Annotated in this window: 20 protein-coding genes; 15 read left to right on the top strand and 5 right to left on the bottom strand. The window is 42.8% G+C overall.

The window, feature by feature from the left end; genetic code table 11:
- The 13 genes from KHB02_RS08535 to leuD form a co-directional block, all read left to right on the top strand.
- Nucleotides 1-276 (top strand): hypothetical protein (locus tag KHB02_RS08535; protein WP_241113782.1); only part of this gene is annotated, 276 nt, incomplete at its 5' end.
- Nucleotides 277-425: 149 nt separating this feature from the next.
- On the top strand, nt 426-764 hold the full coding sequence (locus KHB02_RS08530) for a MerR family transcriptional regulator (RefSeq protein ID WP_213146497.1): 339 nt from the start codon (nt 426-428) through the stop codon (nt 762-764).
- 184 nt (nt 765-948) lie between these two features.
- Nucleotides 949-2,208 carry an ammonium transporter gene (locus KHB02_RS08525; protein ID WP_213146496.1) on the top strand — a complete coding sequence of 420 codons (1,260 nt, stop codon included), beginning with the start codon at nt 949-951 and terminating at the stop codon, nt 2,206-2,208.
- 61 nt (nt 2,209-2,269) lie between these two features.
- The gene (locus KHB02_RS08520; protein WP_213146495.1) at nt 2,270-3,256 is read left to right on the top strand and encodes a DUF294 nucleotidyltransferase-like domain-containing protein; all 987 of its coding nucleotides are present in this window, start codon (nt 2,270-2,272) and stop codon (nt 3,254-3,256) included.
- Entirely contained in the window at nt 3,243-3,977 is a 735-nt protein-coding gene (locus KHB02_RS08515; protein WP_213146494.1) for an exonuclease domain-containing protein, read from the top strand. The genes KHB02_RS08520 and KHB02_RS08515 overlap by 14 nt, the downstream gene beginning before the upstream one ends.
- A 409-nt stretch (nt 3,978-4,386) precedes the next feature.
- The gene (gene ilvD, locus KHB02_RS08510) at nt 4,387-6,057 is read left to right on the top strand and encodes a dihydroxy-acid dehydratase (protein ID WP_213146493.1); all 1,671 of its coding nucleotides are present in this window, start codon (nt 4,387-4,389) and stop codon (nt 6,055-6,057) included.
- Between the two features lie 665 nt (nt 6,058-6,722).
- A complete protein-coding gene (gene ilvB, locus KHB02_RS08505; protein WP_213146492.1) occupies nt 6,723-8,450 on the top strand; it encodes an acetolactate synthase large subunit in 1,728 nt (575 codons plus the stop codon).
- A complete protein-coding gene (gene ilvN, locus KHB02_RS08500) occupies nt 8,447-8,968 on the top strand; it encodes an acetolactate synthase small subunit (protein WP_213146491.1) in 522 nt (173 codons plus the stop codon). The genes ilvB and ilvN overlap by 4 nt, the downstream gene beginning before the upstream one ends.
- A gap of 26 nt (nt 8,969-8,994) precedes the next feature.
- Nucleotides 8,995-10,026, top strand: a complete 1,032-nt coding sequence (ilvC, locus tag KHB02_RS08495) for a ketol-acid reductoisomerase (RefSeq protein WP_213146490.1) — start codon at nt 8,995-8,997, stop codon at nt 10,024-10,026.
- On the top strand, nt 10,013-11,557 hold the full coding sequence (locus KHB02_RS08490) for a 2-isopropylmalate synthase (RefSeq protein WP_213146489.1): 1,545 nt from the start codon (nt 10,013-10,015) through the stop codon (nt 11,555-11,557). The genes ilvC and KHB02_RS08490 overlap by 14 nt, the downstream gene beginning before the upstream one ends.
- A gap of 100 nt (nt 11,558-11,657) precedes the next feature.
- Nucleotides 11,658-12,764, top strand: coding sequence for a 3-isopropylmalate dehydrogenase (leuB, locus tag KHB02_RS08485; protein ID WP_213146488.1), 1,107 nt, complete (start codon nt 11,658-11,660; stop codon nt 12,762-12,764).
- A gap of 115 nt (nt 12,765-12,879) precedes the next feature.
- Nucleotides 12,880-14,298: a 3-isopropylmalate dehydratase large subunit gene (gene leuC / locus KHB02_RS08480; protein ID WP_213146487.1), complete on the top strand. Its 1,419-nt coding sequence runs from the start codon at nt 12,880-12,882 to the stop codon at nt 14,296-14,298.
- A gap of 2 nt (nt 14,299-14,300) precedes the next feature.
- Nucleotides 14,301-14,885: a 3-isopropylmalate dehydratase small subunit gene (gene leuD / locus KHB02_RS08475; protein WP_213146486.1), complete on the top strand. Its 585-nt coding sequence runs from the start codon at nt 14,301-14,303 to the stop codon at nt 14,883-14,885.
- Nucleotides 14,886-14,986: 101 nt separating this feature from the next.
- Here the strand turns inward: leuD and KHB02_RS08470 are convergent, their stop codons facing one another.
- Entirely contained in the window at nt 14,987-15,568 is a 582-nt protein-coding gene (locus KHB02_RS08470) for a GNAT family N-acetyltransferase (protein ID WP_213146485.1), read from the bottom strand.
- Nucleotides 15,569-15,685: 117 nt separating this feature from the next.
- Nucleotides 15,686-16,000 (bottom strand): DUF3892 domain-containing protein, encoded by a 315-nt coding sequence (locus KHB02_RS08465; RefSeq protein WP_213146484.1) that lies wholly within the window; start codon nt 15,998-16,000, stop codon nt 15,686-15,688.
- A 138-nt stretch (nt 16,001-16,138) separates the two neighbouring features.
- Here KHB02_RS08465 and KHB02_RS08460 point away from each other — a divergent pair, with 138 nt between their 5' ends.
- Entirely contained in the window at nt 16,139-16,870 is a 732-nt protein-coding gene (locus tag KHB02_RS08460; RefSeq protein ID WP_213146483.1) for an RDD family protein, read from the top strand.
- Nucleotides 16,871-16,936: 66 nt separating this feature from the next.
- Nucleotides 16,937-18,499, top strand: a complete 1,563-nt coding sequence (locus tag KHB02_RS08455; protein WP_213146482.1) for a glycosyl hydrolase family 28-related protein — start codon at nt 16,937-16,939, stop codon at nt 18,497-18,499.
- 62 nt (nt 18,500-18,561) lie between these two features.
- Here the strand turns inward: KHB02_RS08455 and KHB02_RS08450 are convergent, their stop codons facing one another.
- From KHB02_RS08450 to KHB02_RS08440, 3 genes are all read right to left on the bottom strand, one after another.
- Nucleotides 18,562-19,416: a MurR/RpiR family transcriptional regulator gene (locus KHB02_RS08450; protein ID WP_213146481.1), complete on the bottom strand. Its 855-nt coding sequence runs from the start codon at nt 19,414-19,416 to the stop codon at nt 18,562-18,564.
- A 12-nt stretch (nt 19,417-19,428) separates the two neighbouring features.
- Nucleotides 19,429-20,316: an ROK family protein gene (locus KHB02_RS08445; RefSeq protein ID WP_213146480.1), complete on the bottom strand. Its 888-nt coding sequence runs from the start codon at nt 20,314-20,316 to the stop codon at nt 19,429-19,431.
- Between the two features lie 87 nt (nt 20,317-20,403).
- Nucleotides 20,404-21,093: an N-acetylmannosamine-6-phosphate 2-epimerase gene (locus KHB02_RS08440; RefSeq protein WP_213146479.1), complete on the bottom strand. Its 690-nt coding sequence runs from the start codon at nt 21,091-21,093 to the stop codon at nt 20,404-20,406.
- Nucleotides 21,094-21,116: the final 23 nt, after the last annotated feature.

Below are 21,116 nucleotides of genomic sequence, written 5' to 3'. Positions count from 1 at the left end.
CCCCCCCCCCCCGTAAGGTTTCCTTTCAAGTTACCAAACCCCGTTTTAAAAAATATGTTACATAATCTCACAGAATCCCTGACAAAACTCGAAATTTCAGATAAATTTTTTCATATAAAACTAGAGAGGATGATTCGTATGAATCAAAAAAATTCCATTCGATTGGCTAAAACGATTCTTCTTTTAGATAAATTACGGGATGAGTTATATGAAGAACTCATGAAAAACCTGGGCTCAAGGGGACACGAATTATTAAGAAAACTTCAGAACCTTTAAGCGCGGGGGATGTTTCACTATCTACCCTGATAAATTTTTTCCCAAAGCAAAACAAAATAAATGTCAAATCCAATTACATGTGAGAAAATATAACATAAAATATATTAAGATTTATTGGACCTTAAAATGGAGTGTGGTGAGAAGAAAACATGGGAAATGAATCATCTTACAAAGATAAAAAGGTCATTACCATCGGCATTGTTAGAGAACTTACCGGTTTATCCGAAAGACAGATTCGTTACTATGAAGAGCGCAAACTCATTTTCCCGGAAAGAACCGCCGGCGGCAGCCGGAAATACTCGTTCGCAGACGTGGAACTACTAGTGGATATCGCCAACAAAATTGAGGACGGTGTCCAGACACACGAAATCAGAAAGGAAATGCTAAAAGCACAAAAGAAACAAAACCAGGAAGAAATTCGCAGAAAGATGATACAAGGTCAGCTAAATGCACAATTCGGGATACGAAAAGGCCCAGCTTCTCATTAAGGAAGCCGGGCTTTTTTGATGTCTTAGGCTGACTCTGTTTCAACTATCAACATCGAAGACCTTCCAAACAGGAAAAATCATGTAAGAATTCCTAACAGGATTGTAGAACTCCTAACAAAAACATGTAACAATACAACTACACTAAACGTTACAAATACTAACATACTTTAAAGGAGGAACAATCATGGATACTTTATTTTTAATGAACAGTCTGTGGGTGATGCTGGGAGCAGTCCTCGTCATCTTGATGATCGGTGGCTTCATCCTCTTGGAAACAGGATCAACTCGAATGAAAAATGCCGGTCATGTGGCCGGGAAAACCATTCTTACCTTTGGTATTGGCTCCATTGTATTTTGGGCAGTTGGCTATGGCCTCATTTTTGGGAAAGGAAATTCTCTTATTGGTTTCTCCGACTTCTTTTACTCAGGATATGAAATTGATGGTTTGGCGCTTTCAGGTTCAGTATTCTTCCTATTCCAATTAGCATTTGCAGGCATTTCATTAACAATCGCCCTTGGGGGATTTGCTGAACGCGCCAAATTAGGCGCCTATCTCGTATTCGCCCTCCTATTTTCCGTTATTGTCTATCCGCCGATTGCCCATTGGATCTGGGGTGGAGGCTGGCTGGCGGAGCATGGTAAACAAGACTTTGCTGGCTCCACTGTTGTTCATTTAACAGGAGCGATGGCGGCATTGGCAGCTACGATTATCTTAAAACCGAGGATCGGCAAATATAATAAGGATGGCTCCGCCAATAATCTTGCCGGTCATAACCAAGTATTTACCGCCCTTAGCGTGTTGCTTTTATGGGTAGGCTGGTTCGGCTTCAACGCTGGCAGCACGTTATCGGTTGACAAAGCCTTTTTCGGTTTTGTTGCCATCAATACCAACTTGGCCGCTGCAGCCGGTACCGTCGCGGCGATGATGATCTCTTGGATGGTTTTAGGAAAAGCCGATGTGCCGATGATGCTTAACGGGGCACTAGCAGGTCTTGTGGCAATTACTGCTTCTTGCGCATTCGTTGAAACCTGGGCGGCAGTGGTGATCGGATTTATTGCAGGAATCCTCGTCTTCTACAGCATTCGTTTTTTTGAAAAAAGAAAAATTGATGATCCGATTGCAGCATTATCCGTTCATGGTACAGCAGGAGTTTGGGGTACCCTGTCAACGGGATTCTTCGCCACAAAGGAATTAGCAATGGTTGGGCAGCCGGGATTATTTTATGGCGGCGGCCTGCATCAGCTAGGTGTTCAAGCAATGGGGGTTTTGGTGTGCGGCGCCTTTGCCTTTATTGTCTCCTTTATCCTTCTTAAGATCATGAAAACAGCAATGAACGGACTGAGAGTAACTGAAGAGGAAGAAATTATCGGTCTTGATATGAGCGAACACGGCAGTTACGGCTACCCTGAATTACTGAAATCTGAACAACGCCTTAATGCTTAAATTTTTTATTACAAAGAGGCTGTCAAGAGCAGCCTCCTCTTTCTAAAAGGGGTGGAACCTAATGGCGGACTCCTTCTATATGGAAATCCGTAAATTTCGGGATGACAAAATGAAGCAAGCATCTCACGATCACATTAAATTAAATCAACTCCACGATGAAATAATGAAAAAGGTCATCCATTTAGCCTTAAAGCAAACTGCTGAAAAGCTCGGACCTTTGCCCTGTCCCTTCACATTTTTTGTCATGGGTTCAGCCGGCCGGTTTGAACAGTCTATCTGGAGCGACCAAGATCATGGAATTATTTATCAGGATGATCGTGTTGAAACAAAGGTTTATTTCCTTGAACTTGGAAAAGAAATATCAAAGGGGTTATTCCAAGCCGGATATTCTTATTGTGATGGCGGGGTGATGGCCAGCAATCCGTTATGGTGCAAATCCTTATATGAATGGGATCAGCAATTGATGAAGTGGATTCTTGAGTTCTCCTGGGAGTCTGTTCGCTATCTATTAATCTTTATAGACGCAAGAACATTATTGGGAGATGAGGAATTTGTAGATACTTTAAAAAATCAAATCTATCAGAATGCAAATAAAGATCAGCTTGTTAAAAAAATGCTTAACAACACGAAGTATCTCAAAAATGGCATTAACGTTTTCGGAAAGCTAGTGACTGAAACACACGGGCCATACGCAGGATTGCTAAACATCAAAGAAATCGGCATCTTACCTTACGTAAATGCCGTCCGTCTCATTGCTATCAAAGAGAATCTGCTGACAACACCCACACTTGAACGGCTAGATAAGCTTTCAGAACTACATTTTTCCGATATTGATATAGATTTATTCAAACATCAGTTTATTAGATTATTAAACTTTCGGCTAATCTATTGTAACCACACAAATTACGATTCTGGCCATTATTTGCCTGTCGCCCACTTATCGAGAGAGCAATCGAAAGAATTAAAAGATGTTATCAAATACGGCTCGGCCCTTTTTCACTCTGTCCGAAAGTTAATTGAAAAGGAAGATTCCCATGCCAATGAATGAAATGATTCAATTCTTCAGACAACTATCCGGAAAAATCAATTCCAATCTTTACGCTGGCCTGCCGTGGAGCTCTTCACCGCAGCAGCAGGCATTTCTCAGGGAACTGCAGAAAGAACTCAAGCAGACGAACACGCTGCAAATCCCCCTCTATGAGTTGCCGGTAGTTGTATTTGATATTGAGACAACAGGTTTTTATCCAGATAAGGGGGATCAGATTATTTCGATTGGAGCGGTCAAAATGATGGGAGCAGAAATGAAAGCGGGGGAAACTTTTTATACTCTCGTAAAGTCAGACCTTCCTCTATCAAAGGAGATTTCTGAACTAACCAGTATTCAAGAGATAGAATTACGTCATGCCCCTAATCCCGCAGATGTACTGGTGAATTTTTTCAAATTTATCAAAAGTAATATTCTTGTCGCCCATCACTCCAATCATGAGCTGAATTTTATGAGAAAGATGACAAGGGATTATCTGTGCTGTAGTTTTGACCACCGTATTGTTGATACATCCTTCCTGCTTCGGCTCGAAGACCCATTCTTTAATCCAAGGCCGCTTGAGGAAATCTGCCAGAACTGCGGCATTGAAATAAAGAACCGGCATCATGCTCTTGGAGATGCGCTTATGACAGCCAAGATTTGGAGTCATTATCTAAAAGCGGCAGAAACAAAAGGCTTTAAAAATCTGCAGGAAATATATGAACATCTTTCAAAGCTCAAGTAACGATAACAGTCAGTTGAATAAATATACAAGCCGCTACATTTTTTCTACTATAATTAATGGAAGGAAAAGTTAACTTTGTTTCCGTTTATTTCCTCCCCTCTAATTTAAATTCCCACAATAAATCTACAAATAAAAAAATTCATAAATTTTTTTATTTTCGATATAACCCCATGATGAAAGGATTGTAAACGCTCCCAGTTTGTTTAACTAGTTTGAATTGTCAGATTTTTGTGTTGACCATGTCTTTAATTGGTTGTATGATAATCGTCAATAAGTACTAAGAAATTTTTCTTGGCGCCTTTATTCAATTCTTTATAAATGAGAACGACAAAGGCTCTTCTTTTTAATAACGGAATGGCTTGTCAATATGAAGAAACAAACCATGACCTGTCAGTTAGGAGATCGTAAAATGAGAAGCGATATGATTAAAAAGGGGATTGATCGTGCTCCCCACCGCAGCTTACTATACGCAACAGGGGTCAAAACGAGTGATTTGGAAAAACCGTTTATCGGTGTTTGTAACTCGTACATTGATATTATCCCTGGTCATAAACACCTTAATCATTTCGGTGAAATAGTCAAGGAAGCCATCCGCGAAGCCGGCGGTATTCCTTTCGAATTTAATACAATCGGTGTAGATGACGGAATTGCCATGGGACATATCGGAATGCGCTATTCGCTTCCAAGCCGCGAAATTATCGCGGACAGTGCCGAAACAGTCATCAATGCCCATTGGTTCGATGGAGTCTTCTACATTCCGAACTGTGACAAGATCACGCCAGGAATGTTGATGGCAGCAGCCCGAACCAATGTACCATCCGTTTTTGTATCAGGCGGTCCGATGGAGGCTGGTGTTTCACCAACAACAGGAAAAAATCTTTCCCTTACTTCAGTTTTTGAAGGTGTTGGTGCTTACCACAATGGTACCATCAGCCAGCAGCAGCTGCTTGAAATTGAAACCAATGCCTGTCCTACTTGCGGCTCATGTTCTGGTATGTTCACAGCGAATTCTATGAACTGCTTAATGGAAGTTTTAGGAATGACCGTTCCTGGCAATGGAACGATGGTTGCTACTTCTGAAGAAAGACATGAATTAATTAAGCAAGCAGCAAGACATTTGATTGACTTAATTAAAAAAGATATTAAACCTCGCGACATCATTACACGAGAAGCCATTGATAATGCCTTTGCACTAGACATGGCGATGGGCGGATCAACTAATACTGTGTTACACACATTAGCGATTGCTCATGAAGCAGGTATCGATTATGATCTTCGCGAAATTAATAAAATTGCTGAAAGAGTTCCATACCTTTCCAAGATTATGCCAGCATCTGATTATTCAATGGACGATGTTCATCGTGCCGGCGGTGTAAGTGCCATCATTAATGAACTTTATAAAGTCGAAGGTGCTTTGCATGATAACTGCCTAACGATTACAGGAAAAACTCTTCGGGAAAATGTGAAGGACGCAACAATCACCAATGAAGCGGTTATTCGGACAAAGGACAATCCATATAGCCCTGTTGGAGGACTATCCATCCTATATGGAAATATTGCTCCAGATGGCGCCGTAATCAAGGTTGGCGCTGTAGATCCTTCAATTAAAACATTTTTAGGTGAAGCAATTGTGTTTGAATCCCAAGATGAGGCATTAGAAAGCATTCATAATGGAACGGTAAAAGCCGGTCATGTAGTGGTAATCCGCTACGAAGGTCCTAAAGGCGGTCCAGGAATGCCGGAAATGTTAGCTCCTACCTCCGCTATTATGGGCCGAGGGTTAGGAAAAGAAGTTGCCCTTATCACAGACGGCCGTTTCTCAGGTGCAAGCCGTGGAATTTCCATCGGTCATATCTCACCTGAAGCTGCAGAAGGCGGACCAATCGGTCTCGTTGAAAATGGTGACAAAATATTAATTGACCTCGAAGCACGTTCAATTGAACTTGTCGTGGATGATGTTGTGTTAGCTGAAAGACGCAAGAATTGGGTAAAGCCGGAGCCTAAAATCAAATCTGGCTATCTAGCAAAATATGCAAAACTCGTTACTTCTGCCAACACCGGCGGAGTAATGAAAATATAAACCGAAAAGCGGAAGCGCCCGTTTAGCGGCGTATGGCCTGGAGCGCTTCGACTGAGATAAAGGAAACACGAAGAGCGATAGCGATTCGATGTTGACTTATCGTAGGAAGAAGAGCGAAGGACACTAGCCGCTGAGCGCTGGAGCTAGACAGTTATCTAAGTAAAAAATAGTAACAGAATTATTAAACCCTTAGGGAACCACTAGTACCCCTCCCCTTCTCTAAAGAAGTTAAGGTACTACAACAAAATCTTTGACAATAAAATAGTCAAATCAATGACGGGAATAAAGGTGTAGGAATTTGTATTTTCAGAGAGCTGGGGTTGCTGGAAGCCCAGTAATACAACCTACTCCGACATCATCCCTGAGTGTTATTCTGAACGGTTTTTAACTCAGTAGGTATAGCCGGGTGTCAACTTAAAGCACCTGTTACAAAAAGAAGCGTTTCTTTTAGATTAGTTGTCGCTTCATGAGGCAGTATTCGTAAGGATACTGTAAAACCCGGGTGGTACCGAGAAAATGAAAGGCCTTTTCTCCCCGAACATTCTGCTTTTGATGTACTTGACTGCAGTTTATTCGGAGAGAACAGGCCTTTTTTACTGTGTTTAAACACAGTTGAAGATTTAGTTTTTTAAATATTCAATTACCCATAAGGAGGGAACTATGACGTGAAAGCAGAAGCAAAGCTGGAATTCCAAACCAGTACGGCACCAAAAACAGGTGCAGACCTTCTCATCGATCTTTTAATTAAAGAAGGTGTTGATACATTATTCGGGTATCCTGGGGGTGCCGTCCTGCCGATTTACGATGCGATTTATCGTGCACAAAAATCCATTAAGCACGTCCTCTTCCGTCACGAGCAAGGAATGATTCATGCTGCTGAAGGGTATGCCCGAATTACCGGAAAGCCTGGAGTTGTCATTGCCACTTCGGGTCCTGGGGCAACTAACTTGGTTACTGGAATTACAGATGCCATGATGGATTCCTTACCACTTGTGATTTTCACAGGGCAGGTAGCTCGGACAGTCATCGGAACAGATGCCTTCCAAGAAGCAGATGTAATGGCGATTACCACGCCGATTACAAAACACAATTATCAAGTGCAATCTGTAGCCGACCTGCCGAGAATTGTTAAGGAAGCTTTTCATATTGCTTCTACAGGAAGACCAGGACCGGTTTTAGTTGATGTACCGAAGGATATCTCTTCTGAAATTTTAGCGGCATACCCAGGAGAAGCTGCCATGGACCTGCCAGGCTATCAGCCAACAATTAAACCGAATCCATTGCAAATTCGGAAGCTTGCTGAGGCCCTTCCAAAAGCTAAAAAGCCTGTGATTCTTTCCGGCGCTGGCGTTCTCCATGCAAAAGCTTCCGCTGAATTAACGGCGTTTGCTGAAAATCATAAGATTCCAGTCGTAACCACCCTGCTTGGACTTGGAACCTTCCCGGCAGACAGCCCGCTCTCCTTAGGAATGGGCGGTATGCACGGAACTTATGCAGCTAACATGGCGTTATACGAATGCGATTTGCTCATCAATTTCGGTGCTCGTTTTGATGATCGGTTAACAGGAAACTTGAAGCATTTTGCTCCATTTGCAAAAGTTGCGCACATTGACATTGACCCTGCGGAAATTGGCAAAAACGTTCCAACCCAAATTCCGATTGTGGCCGATGCCAAAGCAGCTTTAACACAATTGATTGAAGAAGCAGCGGATTCCCCATCACATGAGGATTGGCTGGAAACTCTTAATCAAAATAAAAAGGACTTTCCGCTTTGGTATAAGCATGATCCAAACGGCATGAGCCCGCAATGGCTAATCGAAGCGGTTCATAAAGTAACGAATGGTGAAGCGATTGTCGCTACTGATGTTGGCCAGCATCAAATGTGGGCTGCACAGTTCTACAACTTCAATCATCCGCACCGCTGGATTACTTCGGGCGGACTTGGAACAATGGGCTTCGGTTTCCCTGCTGCGATTGGGGCGCAGATGGCTGAACCAGACAGTACCGTAGTGGCAATTGTCGGAGATGCCGGGTTCCAAATGACACTGCAGGAATTATCGGTCATTTACGAACGCAACCTGCCAGTTAAAATCATTATTGTTAATAACGGTGCACTTGGCATGGTCCGCCAGTGGCAGGAGCTTCAATATGATAATCGCATTTCCGAATCCCTGCTTCATACCCAGCCTGATTTTGTCAAACTGGCTGAAAGCTACGGAATCCGCGGTGCAAAAATTGATAACCAAGAAGACCTAGTTGCCTCCCTGCCAGAGCTTATGGCCTATGATGGTCCGGTTCTCATTGATGCCCGAGTCCTTCAGAAGGAAAAAGTTTTTCCAATGGTTGCTCCTGGCAAAGGGCTTCATGAAATGATTGGGGTGAAACCAGAATGAAACGAATTATCACACTAACTGTTCAAGACCGAAGCGGTGTTCTAAATCGCGTGACGGGACTGCTGCAAAGGCGTCAATTTAACATTTCCAGCATATCCGTTGGTGCTACTGAAATCGAAGGCGTTTCTAAAATGACTCTTGTGGTTGAAGTAGAAGATGAGCAGCGCCTTGAACAAGTAACGAAACAACTTAACAAGCAGATCGATGTTTTAAAGGTTTCTGATATAACCGATAAGGCCATTGTCGCTCGGGAACTCGCCCTGATCAAAGTAACATCTGGTTCACAGCTGCGCAGCGAGATTAACGGGCTCATCGATCCATTCCGCGCGATTATTGTGGATGTTTGTAAAGACAGCATTACCGTTCAGGTTACTGGCAAGCCTGATAAAATTGATGCCTTAATCGACTTGCTTCGCCCATTTGGCATTAAAGAAGTTGCCAGAACCGGCCTGACCGCCTTTTTACGAGGCCACCAGCCACAAGTAAATGAATTATCAGCATACTCACTAACAAAATAACTCTTAATTCTGAAAGGATGATTGTAATGGTTAAAGTACTATATAACGGAGATATTCAAGAGGAAGTTTTACAAGGAAAGAAAATCGCGGTAATCGGCTACGGCTCTCAAGGCCATGCCCATGCCCTTAACTTAAAAGAAAGCGGCTTTGATGTAGTTGTTGGTTTACGCGGTGGAAAATCTTGGGATAAAGCTGTTGAAGATGGTGTTGAAGTAAAATCTGTTGCTGATGCAACTGCGGAAGCTGATGTTGTTATGGTTCTTCTTCCAGACGAAATGCAGCCAAAAGTATATGAAGAAAGCATCAAGCCTAATCTTCAAGCCGGTAACTCTTTAGTATTTGCACATGGTTTCAATATTCACTTCAGCCAAATCGTTCCTCCTGCTGATGTTGACGTATTCTTAGTTGCACCAAAAGGTCCTGGACATTTAGTTCGCCGTACCTATACAGAAGGTGCTGGAGTTCCTGCACTGTATGCAGTTTACCAAGACTACACTGGCCAGGCTCGCGAGATCGCGCTTGCTTACGCAAAAGGAATCGGCGCTGCCCGTGCAGGTGTTTTAGAAACAACATTCCAAGAAGAAACTGAAACTGACCTTTTCGGTGAGCAGGCTGTTCTTTGCGGCGGTACAACTGCCCTAATCAAAGCAGGCTTTGAAACACTTGTTGAAGCAGGTTATCAGCCAGAAGTTGCTTACTTCGAATGTTTACATGAATTGAAATTAATCGTTGACCTTCTATATGAAGGAGGACTTGAAAACATGCGTTACTCCATCTCTGACACTGCTCAATGGGGAGATTTCGTATCAGGTCCGCGCGTTGTAAACGAAGATACAAAAGCACGTATGAAAGAAGTACTAAAAGATATCCAAACTGGCGCATTTGCTAAGGGCTGGATTTTAGAAAACCAAGCTAACCGCCCACAATTCAACGCAATCAACCGTGCCGAAAATAACCATCAAATCGAAGTGGTTGGCCGCGAGCTTCGTGCGTTAATGCCATTTATTAAAAAGCCAGTAAATCAAAAGAAAGAAGTGGTGGTAAATGGTTCACGTTAACATCTTTGATACAACCTTACGCGATGGTGAACAGTCCCCTGGTGTAAATTTAAACCAACTTGAAAAATTGGAAATTGCCAGACAGCTCGAACGGTTTGGCGTTAACATTATGGAGGCCGGCTTCCCGGCTTCCTCTCAAGGAGATTTCGAAGCGGTAAGAGCCATCGCCAGAACGATTAAAAACTCTTCCGTCACAGGTCTGGCCCGTGCCACTAAATCGGACATTGACATTGCGTGGGATGCTTTAAAAGATGCTGCAGAACCAAGATTGCATGTATTCATTGCAACCTCCCCTATCCATATGCAGTACAAACTGATGAAAAAACCTGAGGAAGTCGTGCAAACCGCTGTTGAAATGGTGAAATACGCACGGAAAAACTTCCCGCAGGTTGAATGGTCAGCAGAAGACGCTTCACGTTCAGATTTAGACTTTCTGGTTCAAATCATTACGAAGGTAATCGATGCCGGCGCTACTGTCATCAATCTTCCTGACACCGTTGGTTATACCACACCGGCCGAATATGGACGCATGTTCCGCTATATCCGCGAAAACGTGCCTAACATCCATAAAGTAGCATTATCGTGCCACTGTCATGATGACTTGGGGATGGCTGTTGCCAACTCATTGGCTGCTATTGAAAACGGCGTTACACAGGTCGAGGGCACCATTAACGGAATCGGTGAACGTGCCGGAAACGCGGCTTTAGAAGAAATTGCTGTGGCATTAAATATTCGTCAGGACTTTTATCCGTACACAACCGATCTTGTGTTAAAAGAAATCAAGCGCACCAGTGACTTAGTCAGCCGCTTTACAGGAATGAAGGTCCCTGGCAACAAAGCCGTTGTCGGAAAAAATGCCTTCGCACATGAATCCGGAATTCATCAGGATGGCGTGTTAAAAAATACGTTAACCTATGAAATTATTACACCAGAGCTTGTTGGTGTCGGATCCAATGACCTTGTTCTTGGAAAACACTCAGGACGTCATGCTTTTAAAGACAAAATTGAGCAAATGGGCTTTGAATTAGAGCAGGATAAACTAAATGAGGCATTCCAGTCATTTAAGTCCTTAACAGATAAGAAAAAAGAAGTAACGGATGAAGATTTATTCACGATCTTAACAGACATTCAAACCTCGGGCTTCGATGTGAAAAAATATGAATTAGTCGCATTCCAGGTTCAATATGCTTCAGCTAACCTGCCGACAGCTACTGTCGCATTAACCACTCCTGATGGTGAAAAAGTGGAAACAGCACGCACAGGCTCCGGAAGTGTAGAAGCTCTTTTTAACACGTTAGATGCTCTTATTAAAGAAGAGATTCATCTAACAGATTATAGTTTAAGCTCAGTCGGCCGAGGACGTGATGCCCTGGCTGAAGCAAATGTCAAATTGACCGTAAATGGCGTCAATGTCAGCGGCCGCGGCTCTGCCCAAGACGTTCTTGAGGCATCTGGGAAAGCATTTATCAACGCGGTTAACCGAGTCTTTTTCAACAAAAAAATCGGTGTTAAAGAACCGGCTGCACTATAAAACAATTGTAATCCAAGTTTTGGTGCAGGTGCTGAAACCTGCATTATAAAGAGATAAGCTAGGAACTAAATTTTTAAAAATAATAAGGAGGTTGCTTCTAGTGAAAAAACGAATTGTCTTACTTCCCGGTGATGGTATCGGCAAGGAAGTTATGCATTCCGCGAAGGAAGTATTAACGGCGATTGCAGAAGAATATAATCATACTTTTAGCTTTGAAACCCATGAAATCGGAGGAGCAGCCATTGACCAATACGGCACTCCCCTACCGGAAACGACAGTTGATGCCTGCAAGCAGGCAGATGCCGTTCTTTTAGGTGCTGTCGGCGGTCCAAAATGGGATAACAATCCGTCCCATCTGCGTCCCGAGCGAGGCCTCTTGGGAATCAGAAAGGCCCTTGATTTATATGCCAATTTACGGCCAATCAAAGGCTTCAAAAATCTTCTTCACGCTTCGCCGCTTAAAGAAGAAATCGTTTCTGGAAGCGACCTCCTTATTGTCCGTGAATTAACTGGCGGTATTTACTTTGGTACTCCAAGTGAACGGCGTGATAATGGCGAATCGGTTGTCGATACTCTAGCTTATACTCGCCGCGAGATTGAAAGAATCGTAGATAAGGCATTCCAAGCTGCTCAAGGGCGCCGCGGCAAGCTAACTTCGGTCGACAAGGCAAATGTGCTTGAATCCAGCAAGATGTGGCGTGAAATCGTCGAGGAGAAAAAAGCACAGTACCCTGAAGTGTCTGTTGAGCATGTGTTAGTCGATGCCGCAGCAATGAAGCTAATCACCAACCCTGCTTCTTTCGATGTTGTTGTCACTGAGAACATGTTCGGCGACATCTTAAGTGATGAAGCATCTGTGTTAACAGGCTCCCTGGGGATGCTTCCTTCTGCCAGCTTAAATGAATCTGGCGTCGGACTTTATGAACCGGTTCACGGCTCAGCGCCTGACATTGCCGGAAAAGGCCTAGCCAACCCGGTTGCGATGATTTTATCCGCTGCCTTGATGCTAAGATATTCCTTCGAACTGGAGGACGAAGCCAAAATTATCGAAGATGCTGTCCAGTCTGTACTTGATGCCGGCTATCATACTGCTGATTTGCAGATTCCAAACGGCCGCAAAGTGGGCACCGAGGAAATGACAAAATTAATCGTCGACTACATCCGTACACTGAACGCATCTAAGTGTATCGCAAGCTGCTACTATTAAATTTAAGGACGTTACCGCCAGGCTGGTGCAGAATTGGCCTGGCGTTTATTCTAAAGAGAATACTAGTTTACCTGCTATTTCAGGCAAAAAATCTATAAACGTGAGGAAGGAAGCTATGCAAACACCAAAAAATATCATTCAAAAAATTTGGGAACGGCATGTTGTCCATCAAGAAGAAGGAAAGCCGGATTTACTTTATATTGATTTGCATCTCGTTCATGAAGTTACCTCTCCTCAGGCATTCGAGGGCTTACGTATGACCGGGCGCAAGGTTCGCCGCACTGACCTTACTTATGCAACAATGGACCATAACATCCCAACCCGCCAGCGACTTGTAATCAATGACCCTATTTCAAAAAAACAAGTCGATACATTACAGCAAAACTGTGAGGAGTTCGGCATTACGCTTGCAGACCTTCACCACCCAGATAACGGAATCGTTCATGTCATCGGTCCTGAGCTTGGTCTTACCCAGCCTGGAAAAACGATCGTCTGCGGCGACAGCCATACCTCTACACACGGTGCATTTGGTGCCCTTGCTTTTGGTATCGGTACAAGTGAAGTCGAGCATGTCCTTGCTACACAAACACTTTGGCAAGCACCGCCAAAAACGATGAATGTCAAAGTCAATGGCAAGCTTGGGACAGGCGTTACCGCTAAGGACTTAATCCTTGCGATTATCGGAAAATACGGCGTCAAATTTGGAACTGGCTATGTCATCGAATATACAGGGGAAACCATCCGTGGATTTTCCATGGAAGAGCGCATGACCGTCTGTAACATGTCGATTGAGGGCGGTGCAAGAGCCGGACTTATCTCCCCAGACGATACAACAGTCGAATATTTACGCGGCAGAAGACACGTTCCGCAAGGTGAAGCTTTCGATGAAGCCGCTGCTGACTGGAAGTCCCTTGCAACAGACGAAGGTGCCACCTATGATACAATTGTTGAAATCGAAGCTTCAGAAGTAGAACCTCAGGTAACTTGGGGAACGAATCCTGGAATGTGTATTCCGGTAACTGCAAACGTGCCCAGCCCGGATGACACAGATAAACCAAGTGATAAAGACGAAATTCAGCGTGCCCTTGAGTATATGGGTCTTGAAGCCAGGAAGCCGATTTCCAGCGTAACAATCGACCATGTCTTCATCGGTTCTTGTACCAATTCACGTCTAAGCGACCTGCGTAAAGCAGCTAACATCGTTCGCGGCAAGAAGGTTAACCCTTCGGTTACTGCGATTGTCGTTCCAGGGTCCTTCAGCGTCAAGCTTGCAGCGGAAAAAGAAGGCTTGGATCAAATCTTTAAAGAAGCAGGCTTTGAATGGCGTGAAGCGGGCTGCAGTATGTGTCTCGGAATGAACGACGATATCATTCCATCTGGTGAACGCTGTGCTTCCACATCCAACCGGAACTTTGAAGGACGTCAAGGTAAAGGGGCCCGCACTCATCTTGTCAGCCCTGAAATGGCCGCTGCAGCAGCAATTGCCGGCCACTTCGTCGATGTCCGCAAGTTCACTGCTCAGGAGGTTATGTAGAAATGGAACCATTACGCATACATCAAGGCCTTGTCTGTCCAATTAACCGCTCAAACATTGATACAGACCAAATTATCCCGAAGCAATTTTTAAAGCGCATTGAACGAAGCGGCTTCGGCCAATTCTTATTTTATAACTGGCGTTTTGACGATGACGGTAATCCAAATCCGAATTTCGAATTAAATCAACCACAATATAAGGGTGCTTCTATCCTGGTTGCCGGTGAAAACTTCGGCTGCGGCTCCTCCCGCGAGCATGCACCTTGGTCAGTTCAGGACTTTGGCTTTAAGGTTATCATCGCGCCTAGCTATGCAGATATTTTTAAAAATAACTGCGTAAAGAACGGAATCCTTGCCATCGCCGCAACGGAAGAGCAAGTCCAAACTATAATGAAAAAAGCAGAAACTGAGGGCTATTCGCTTACAGTAAATCTTGAAGAACAAAAGGTTTACGACAACGATGGTTTTGAATTAACTTTCGACATCGCTCCATACCCAAAGGAAATGCTCCTAAATGGTTGGGACGAAATCGGTGTTACTTTAACCTATGAAGATAAGATTAATGAATACGAACTTGCCCATAAATAAACATAAAAAATGAGCCTGAAAATCAGGCTCATTTCTTTATTTGGCTGCTTCTGCAACTTCGTTGTTTTTATTGCGGTTCTTAAAGACATTAGAAGTAAAGCTCACTCTTCGAGATGATCCAATATATTTTGACTATCTGGTTCTTCATTAAAGGTTAACACCTCATCAGCAGGCTGATAGGATTCCCCGTAAAAATGTTCATCCTTATAGGTATGAATCAAATTATATGTTTTTTTCATAGCTTCAAAAATCATTTCCTCCGACTCTTGTTGCGGCGCCCAATAGAGTATTTCCATCTTATTTACTTCATTTGTTGCCAAGGATCTTCGCTCGTACCCAATTGACTCCGCATGCTGAAAGCCTTCACGCTTATAATAGCGCAGTCTCTTTTCCGTATCGCTGTCCTTGTAATTAACCGGCTCCACTTCGAGGATAATTGGCTTCCCCTTTTGCTTCATTTTTCCCATTAGCTTATGTCCAAGTCCCTGGCCCCGGGCATTGCTTGAAACAAACAGATAATCAATAAAGACAAAATTATCAAATTCCGCATACATCAACACATGATTGGGTCCTTCATCCTTATGATAAATATTGGGCCGCTCCCGAAGCAGGGTTTCCATATGTTCCTGCGACTTCATTTCCTGAACCGGAAAGTATTGATTCAACTTTTCATACCAATGCATTAACATGGCTCCTTTTTTAAAGTATATACTGATTTTCCGCATATCGTGACCGGTTTATTCGGAGCTTTAAGAACGTAAAAAACTGCGCAGGAACTTCTCTGCACAGTTTTTCTAAAATTAAAACTCCGGTAAATTATCTAGATTATTTTCTTTAATACCATCTGGTTCGCTTCGGATAATGTCTCTCCCATATTTATGAAAAACATCAATATGGGCGATTCTTCCTAACTTTGCTTCATCCAAGGCCTGCAGATAATCCAGTTCCCGGCCAGTGTTTGTCTTAAAAGCAATGATGTCTCCATCATCGTTTTTCTTAACAGCAACAAACTCTTCTTTCCCATCGGGATTAGTTTCCCCTGCCTCAGCCTGGGCCTGCTGCTCTCCTTGTTGCTTGTATTGTTCATAAACTTTTTCAAAATCCTTTTGTTCCATCGAAACCACCTCCGAACACTTGTTAGTATTTTTTCTTTCAAAGAAATTATCCCTTGATTTAAAAATTGTCAAAAAATGTTCCGAAATTACCCTTTTATTAACATGGTATAATTTACCTAATTAAGGAGGAATGATGAAATGGATATACTTGACCGTAATGTCTGGTTTTATATTCGTGACCATCAACAACAGGGTCCTATAGGCTTATTTGAATTGAAAAAACTGTTTGAACAAGGTGTTTTAACAGGGGACAGCTTTCTTTTGTCCTCAGATATGGACAGTTGGTGTATGGCTAAAACCCTTAATGTGTTTCAGTCTACCGATGAACAGGATTCAATAAATTATGCCTTAGTTTGGGAGGAAATTAAAAAGGATACCTATCCCACCGGAAGACCTTTCGTGCGATTTCTAGCCAGGATCTTTGATCTTGCCCTCTTTACATTTTTCCTTATAGCTTTTGTTTCTATTTTTTCCCCGAAGTTTATCGTTGAATCCTCAGCCATTACCATATTCATGATTTGTCTAATCCTTTATATCCTAGTAGAGGCGGCCATTCTCTCTGTCTTTGGGAATACGCTCGGTAAGTCTCTGTTAAACACTCGTATGAAAATGGTTACGGGTGAACCCATTAATTTTGTAACCGCACTAAAACGAAGTATTTTTGTAACAGCCGCCGGAATGGGACTTGGAGTTCCCATCATCAATATTTTTTGTTTTGTTTTCTCCTTTTTAGATTTAAAGAATCACGGATATGCCACTTGGGATAAACAACTTGGAACCATTGTTTTATACGGAAGGGTAAGCACTGCCAGAATGCTTGTTGTCAGCATTATCCCTGTTGGATTATTAATAGCAGGATTGGTTATTTAGGACATGCCAGCAGGGAAAAGGGCTATAATACTTATATCATGCCATCAATTCTTGGAGTGAACAACGATGTTATATTTAAAGAAAAATCATGATCCACGCAGCAATAATGAGCTGCTTGCCCAAATTTCAGGAAGACGCTTAGACATTAAAAAGGTCCTTAATGAAACAGAACAGCTTTTTCAGCCGTTTTATAAAAAAAATAGCCCCTCCCATCCTAGAAATCCCTCAATTCCTTTTAAACAAAGAATCATAGAAAGGCTTTTTCGGCTTCTAGCAAAACCATCAGCACGCTTAGAACCAACCAGACTTTCTATTGATTCAGAAGGGAATGTCATTCCTAACTGGAAGGATAGTTTGGATCAGGAATTTACTAAGCTGATGGGGTGCATAAAGTTGGAAGTCAATGTCGAAGATTTCGGGGCAGTTGGAGACGGATTCACTGATAACACTTCAGCTTTTAAAAAGGCAATTGGAAATGGCCGAGTAAAAGTCATCGTCCCGCCAGGCGTATACAACATAAAGGGAATTCGCATCCCATCATGGACATGCCTTATTGGGGCAGGTAAAGGGGTTACGACCATCCGGATGCACGACTCTGCACCAAAAGGGATGAGACTTGTAACCAACACAAACCATTGGCGAGGAAATCACCATATCTTCGTACAAGGCCTTAGCCTGGACTGGAATGTCGGAAGACTTGGCGATACTGCCAAAACAAGTACATGGGGGAACCATTCCAGCTGCATAACCTATGCAAATGTAACATATGGGTGGGTAAAGGACGTAGAAGCCATTAATCCTGGACTCCATTGCTTTGATATTACTTCCACCCTGTACAATTATGCTGGAGATGGCTTTCGGGCCCGCGGAGGCAGCAAGTTTGTCTGGCTAGATAATTTAAACGGGCATGGCTTTGGTGATGACGGAATCACCACCCACCATAGTGATTATATTTGGATTTCAAATTCACATATGTGCGACCCGAGCGGTCGCGCCCACCAGAAAGGATTTTCAAACTCGAATGGGATTGAGGTGGATGATGGGTCGAGGAATGTCCTCCTCGTCAATAATTCCACGGCCAGGTGCTTTGGAGGAGTGGAAATCAAGGCGCATCAAAATTCTTCGGCGGCATCCAACGTGCAAATCGTCGGACACATTTCCCTGAACGATAACCGGTCCTTTAACTTCCGGCATATCGGCCATCACAAAAGCACGGACATGGAGTCGCAGACTGCCTATAATATTCTCGCGATAAACCTGGCTAGCATCGCACCTATTTTTACAGATTTGTATAAAGAATCCACGCCGCGTGGTTTAGTGGTTTCCGCCTATAAGAATGTGGTGCTGAATCATGTAACTTTTATTGGCGATCCCGACTATGACTATAAAGGAAATCCAATCGTTGCCATTCAATATCGGGCAAGAAATGTTGCCCTAAACAATGTTTCATTTAAAAATTTTAAAACTGCAGGTGCCGGAATAAAAGTGTTTGGGGGAGATTACGGGGCCGATGGTGTTGAGATTCGGGATGTCGTCATTCAGGATTCCACTGTAAAAGCAGTTCAAGTAGGAGCCAGCATTCAAGACGTAAATCTGCATAATATTAAAGAGCACAAGCCGCAAACATGATAAAAGGCCTCCAAAAAAACATAAGTGCTTCATCACTTTATGGTTTTTTGAAGGCCTTCCTATTAAAGCATTTTCTCAATGACAGCTTTAGCTGTACTGTCTTTATTAACAGTCGATTCTTTGTAGGTTCTTTTGAAATATTCAGCATAGAGCAAATCCAGCAAATAAAGCTGGGAAAGCTTGGCCGATAGGCTGCCGCCTTGAAGCGGTCCCTCATTTGCTCCGCAAAGCAGGGTAATATCTGCATAACTTGTTAAAGGGGATTTTGCAAAACGAGTTATCGCAATAATCTTTGCTCCTCTTTCTTTTACCACCCTTGCCACTTCAATCGTGTCCTTTGTTGAACCGGAGTAGGAGATCAGAACAGCGACATCATTATCCGTCATCAAAGCAGCTGACATTATTTGCAGGTGAGTATCAATGGAACATTCTGTTTTATTGGTAACCCTCATAAACTTGTTCTTAGCTTCCATCGCAGTCATTAAAGAGGCGCCAACTCCAAAAAAGTGAACTCTATCTGCAGCTATGATGTAGTCTATCGCTGTTGATATATCGTCCTCATTAATTAGGTTAAACGTGTCTGTAAGGGCACTTACATTCGTTGTTAAAATCTTGGAGGCAAGCTCCCCAATTGTATCCTGCATCGTAATTTGACCTGATATCTGCGGTGTTTCTTCACCTTGTGAAATGCTATGGGCTAATGCAATCTTAAACTCTTGATACCCCTTAAGATTCATAGTTTTGCAAAACCGAAAAACGCTTGATTCGCCTACATCGCAGGCGTCAGCCAGGTCCGTAATCGACATATAGATGACATCCTTAATATTTTCGAGGACGTAATCCGCCACCTTTTTTTCTGTATTTGTAAATGAATTATATCGTGACCGAATAAGTGAAAAGATATCTACCGTTGTCATAAAGCACCCCTTCTATTTCCCGCTCGTTAAATGAAGTGAAACGGCACCTAGCATGCCCGCTTTATTTCCCAAAGAAGCTTTGATGATTTCCACATCAGAAAAGCTCTCCATAATCAATTCTTTTACTTTCGCAGAAACCCTTTCAACCAAAAACTCCTGTTCCATGACCCCGCCGCCAACAATAATAGCAGGAGGGTTAAATATATGGATTAATGAAGCCAACCCCAGCGCGGCTTCATGTGCCCAAGATTCGACAACCTTCAACAGCCGTTGATCACCTTGGTTTATTTTTTCGAAAATAATCTTACCATTTATACATTCCTTGTCAATCACTAATGCCATTCTTACTAATGCTGATGTGGAAGCATATGTTTCATAGCAGCCTCTTCCACCGCAATTACATGGATTCCCTGCGGGATGGGTAATAATATGGCCAAATTCTGCTGCAATTCCTTTATGACCCTTGTATACCTTGGAATCAGCAATTATGGCACCGCCGATTCCTGTTCCATATGTCAAACAAAGGAAATCATTAAATCCTCGGCCGGCACCAAAATATTTTTCACCTAACGCAGCTGAATTTACATCATTTTCTATTTCAACAGGAACTTTAAATTTTTCCTCAAAAATCTTTTTTAAATGCGTTCCTGTATAATTCGGAATATTATCATTGGCATAAATAATGTACCCTTCTTCGCTGTTAACCTGTCCCGCCGTGCTGATGCCAATAGCATCAAAACCGTCAAATTCTGAAATAATCTGAATCAGTTTTTCTACTAAATATGGCCCGCCTTTTTTAGCTTCCGAATCATATTCTCTAAATACCTTCATATTACCTTTTTCGTCGGAGAGGCCTAACTTGATGGATGTCCCTCCAATATCGACAGCTAATATTTCCACAATTCCCACTCCCCGTCAGCATCTACCTAAGAAGACATGAATCCCGCGAGAAACTCGGGGGATTCATGTTGGAAAAAATTTTCTCCATTATTGAATAACGTGAACAAATCTTTTGGTAATTTCCATCGGTCTTGTAATGGCGGTTCCAACCACCGCGGTATGAACCCCAAGCTCAAAAACAGTTTTTAATTGCTCAGGTGTCCAGATACCTCCCTCAGCAATTACCGGAATGGGCAGTTCACGAACTAAGCTCCCTATTAAATCTGTATCCGGCAGGCTCGTTCCTTTTGTATATTCTGTATATCCACTTAAGGTGGTACCAACACAATCGAAGCCTAATTTATAGGCTGTCATACCTTCCTCATAAGTAGAACAATCGGCCATAAAGAGTTGATCTTTATACTTTTCTTTTATTTTAGGAAAGACCTCTTCAATCGTCGTGCCATCTGGTCGGACTCTTTTTGTAGCATCTAAAGCAATGATGTCCACACCCTCACGGTAAAGAAGGTCAATTTCTTCCATTGTAGGTGTTATAAATACATCAGACCCATCGTAAACTTGTTTAATAATTCCGATAATCGGCAAATCAACCGTTTTTTTGATTTCCTTAATATCTTCTACACTATTAGCGCGGATGCCGCACGCTCCCCCAAGCTTGGCCGCATACGCCATTCTCCCCATAATGTATGGACTGTGCAGCGGCTCCTCTGGAAGAGCTTGACACGAAACGATTAATTTACCTTTAACTTGTTCAAAAATTTTATCCTTATTATCCATTTAAAAGCATCTCCAAGTTGAAT

The organism is Neobacillus citreus (genome assembly GCF_018343545.2).
Taxonomy (GTDB): domain Bacteria; phylum Bacillota; class Bacilli; order Bacillales; family Cytobacillaceae; genus Neobacillus; species Neobacillus citreus.
Note: the sequence above shows the minus strand (reverse complement) of the source record. Positions and strands in the feature narration are given on the sequence as shown.

Bases quoted from the DNA above. Each gene is read 5' to 3' on its own strand.
- KHB02_RS08530 (WP_213146497.1), top strand. From the start codon at position 426: ATGGGAAATGAATCATCTTACAAAGATAAAAAGGTCATTACCATCGGC.
- KHB02_RS08525 (WP_213146496.1), top strand. From the start codon at position 949: ATGGATACTTTATTTTTAATGAACAGTCTGTGGGTGATGCTGGGAGCA.
- KHB02_RS08520 (WP_213146495.1), top strand. From the start codon at position 2,270: ATGGCGGACTCCTTCTATATGGAAATCCGTAAATTTCGGGATGACAAA.
- KHB02_RS08515 (WP_213146494.1), top strand. From the start codon at position 3,243: ATGCCAATGAATGAAATGATTCAATTCTTCAGACAACTATCCGGAAAA.
- ilvD (WP_213146493.1), top strand. From the start codon at position 4,387: ATGAGAAGCGATATGATTAAAAAGGGGATTGATCGTGCTCCCCACCGC.
- ilvN (WP_213146491.1), top strand. From the start codon at position 8,447: ATGAAACGAATTATCACACTAACTGTTCAAGACCGAAGCGGTGTTCTA.
- ilvC (WP_213146490.1), top strand. From the start codon at position 8,995: ATGGTTAAAGTACTATATAACGGAGATATTCAAGAGGAAGTTTTACAA.
- KHB02_RS08490 (WP_213146489.1), top strand. From the start codon at position 10,013: ATGGTTCACGTTAACATCTTTGATACAACCTTACGCGATGGTGAACAG.
- leuC (WP_213146487.1), top strand. From the start codon at position 12,880: ATGCAAACACCAAAAAATATCATTCAAAAAATTTGGGAACGGCATGTT.
- leuD (WP_213146486.1), top strand. From the start codon at position 14,301: ATGGAACCATTACGCATACATCAAGGCCTTGTCTGTCCAATTAACCGC.
- KHB02_RS08470 (WP_213146485.1), bottom strand. From the start codon at position 15,568: ATGCATTGGTATGAAAAGTTGAATCAATACTTTCCGGTTCAGGAAATG.
- KHB02_RS08465 (WP_213146484.1), bottom strand. From the start codon at position 16,000: ATGGAACAAAAGGATTTTGAAAAAGTTTATGAACAATACAAGCAACAA.
- KHB02_RS08460 (WP_213146483.1), top strand. From the start codon at position 16,139: ATGGATATACTTGACCGTAATGTCTGGTTTTATATTCGTGACCATCAA.
- KHB02_RS08455 (WP_213146482.1), top strand. From the start codon at position 16,937: ATGTTATATTTAAAGAAAAATCATGATCCACGCAGCAATAATGAGCTG.
- KHB02_RS08450 (WP_213146481.1), bottom strand. From the start codon at position 19,416: ATGACAACGGTAGATATCTTTTCACTTATTCGGTCACGATATAATTCA.
- KHB02_RS08440 (WP_213146479.1), bottom strand. From the start codon at position 21,093: ATGGATAATAAGGATAAAATTTTTGAACAAGTTAAAGGTAAATTAATC.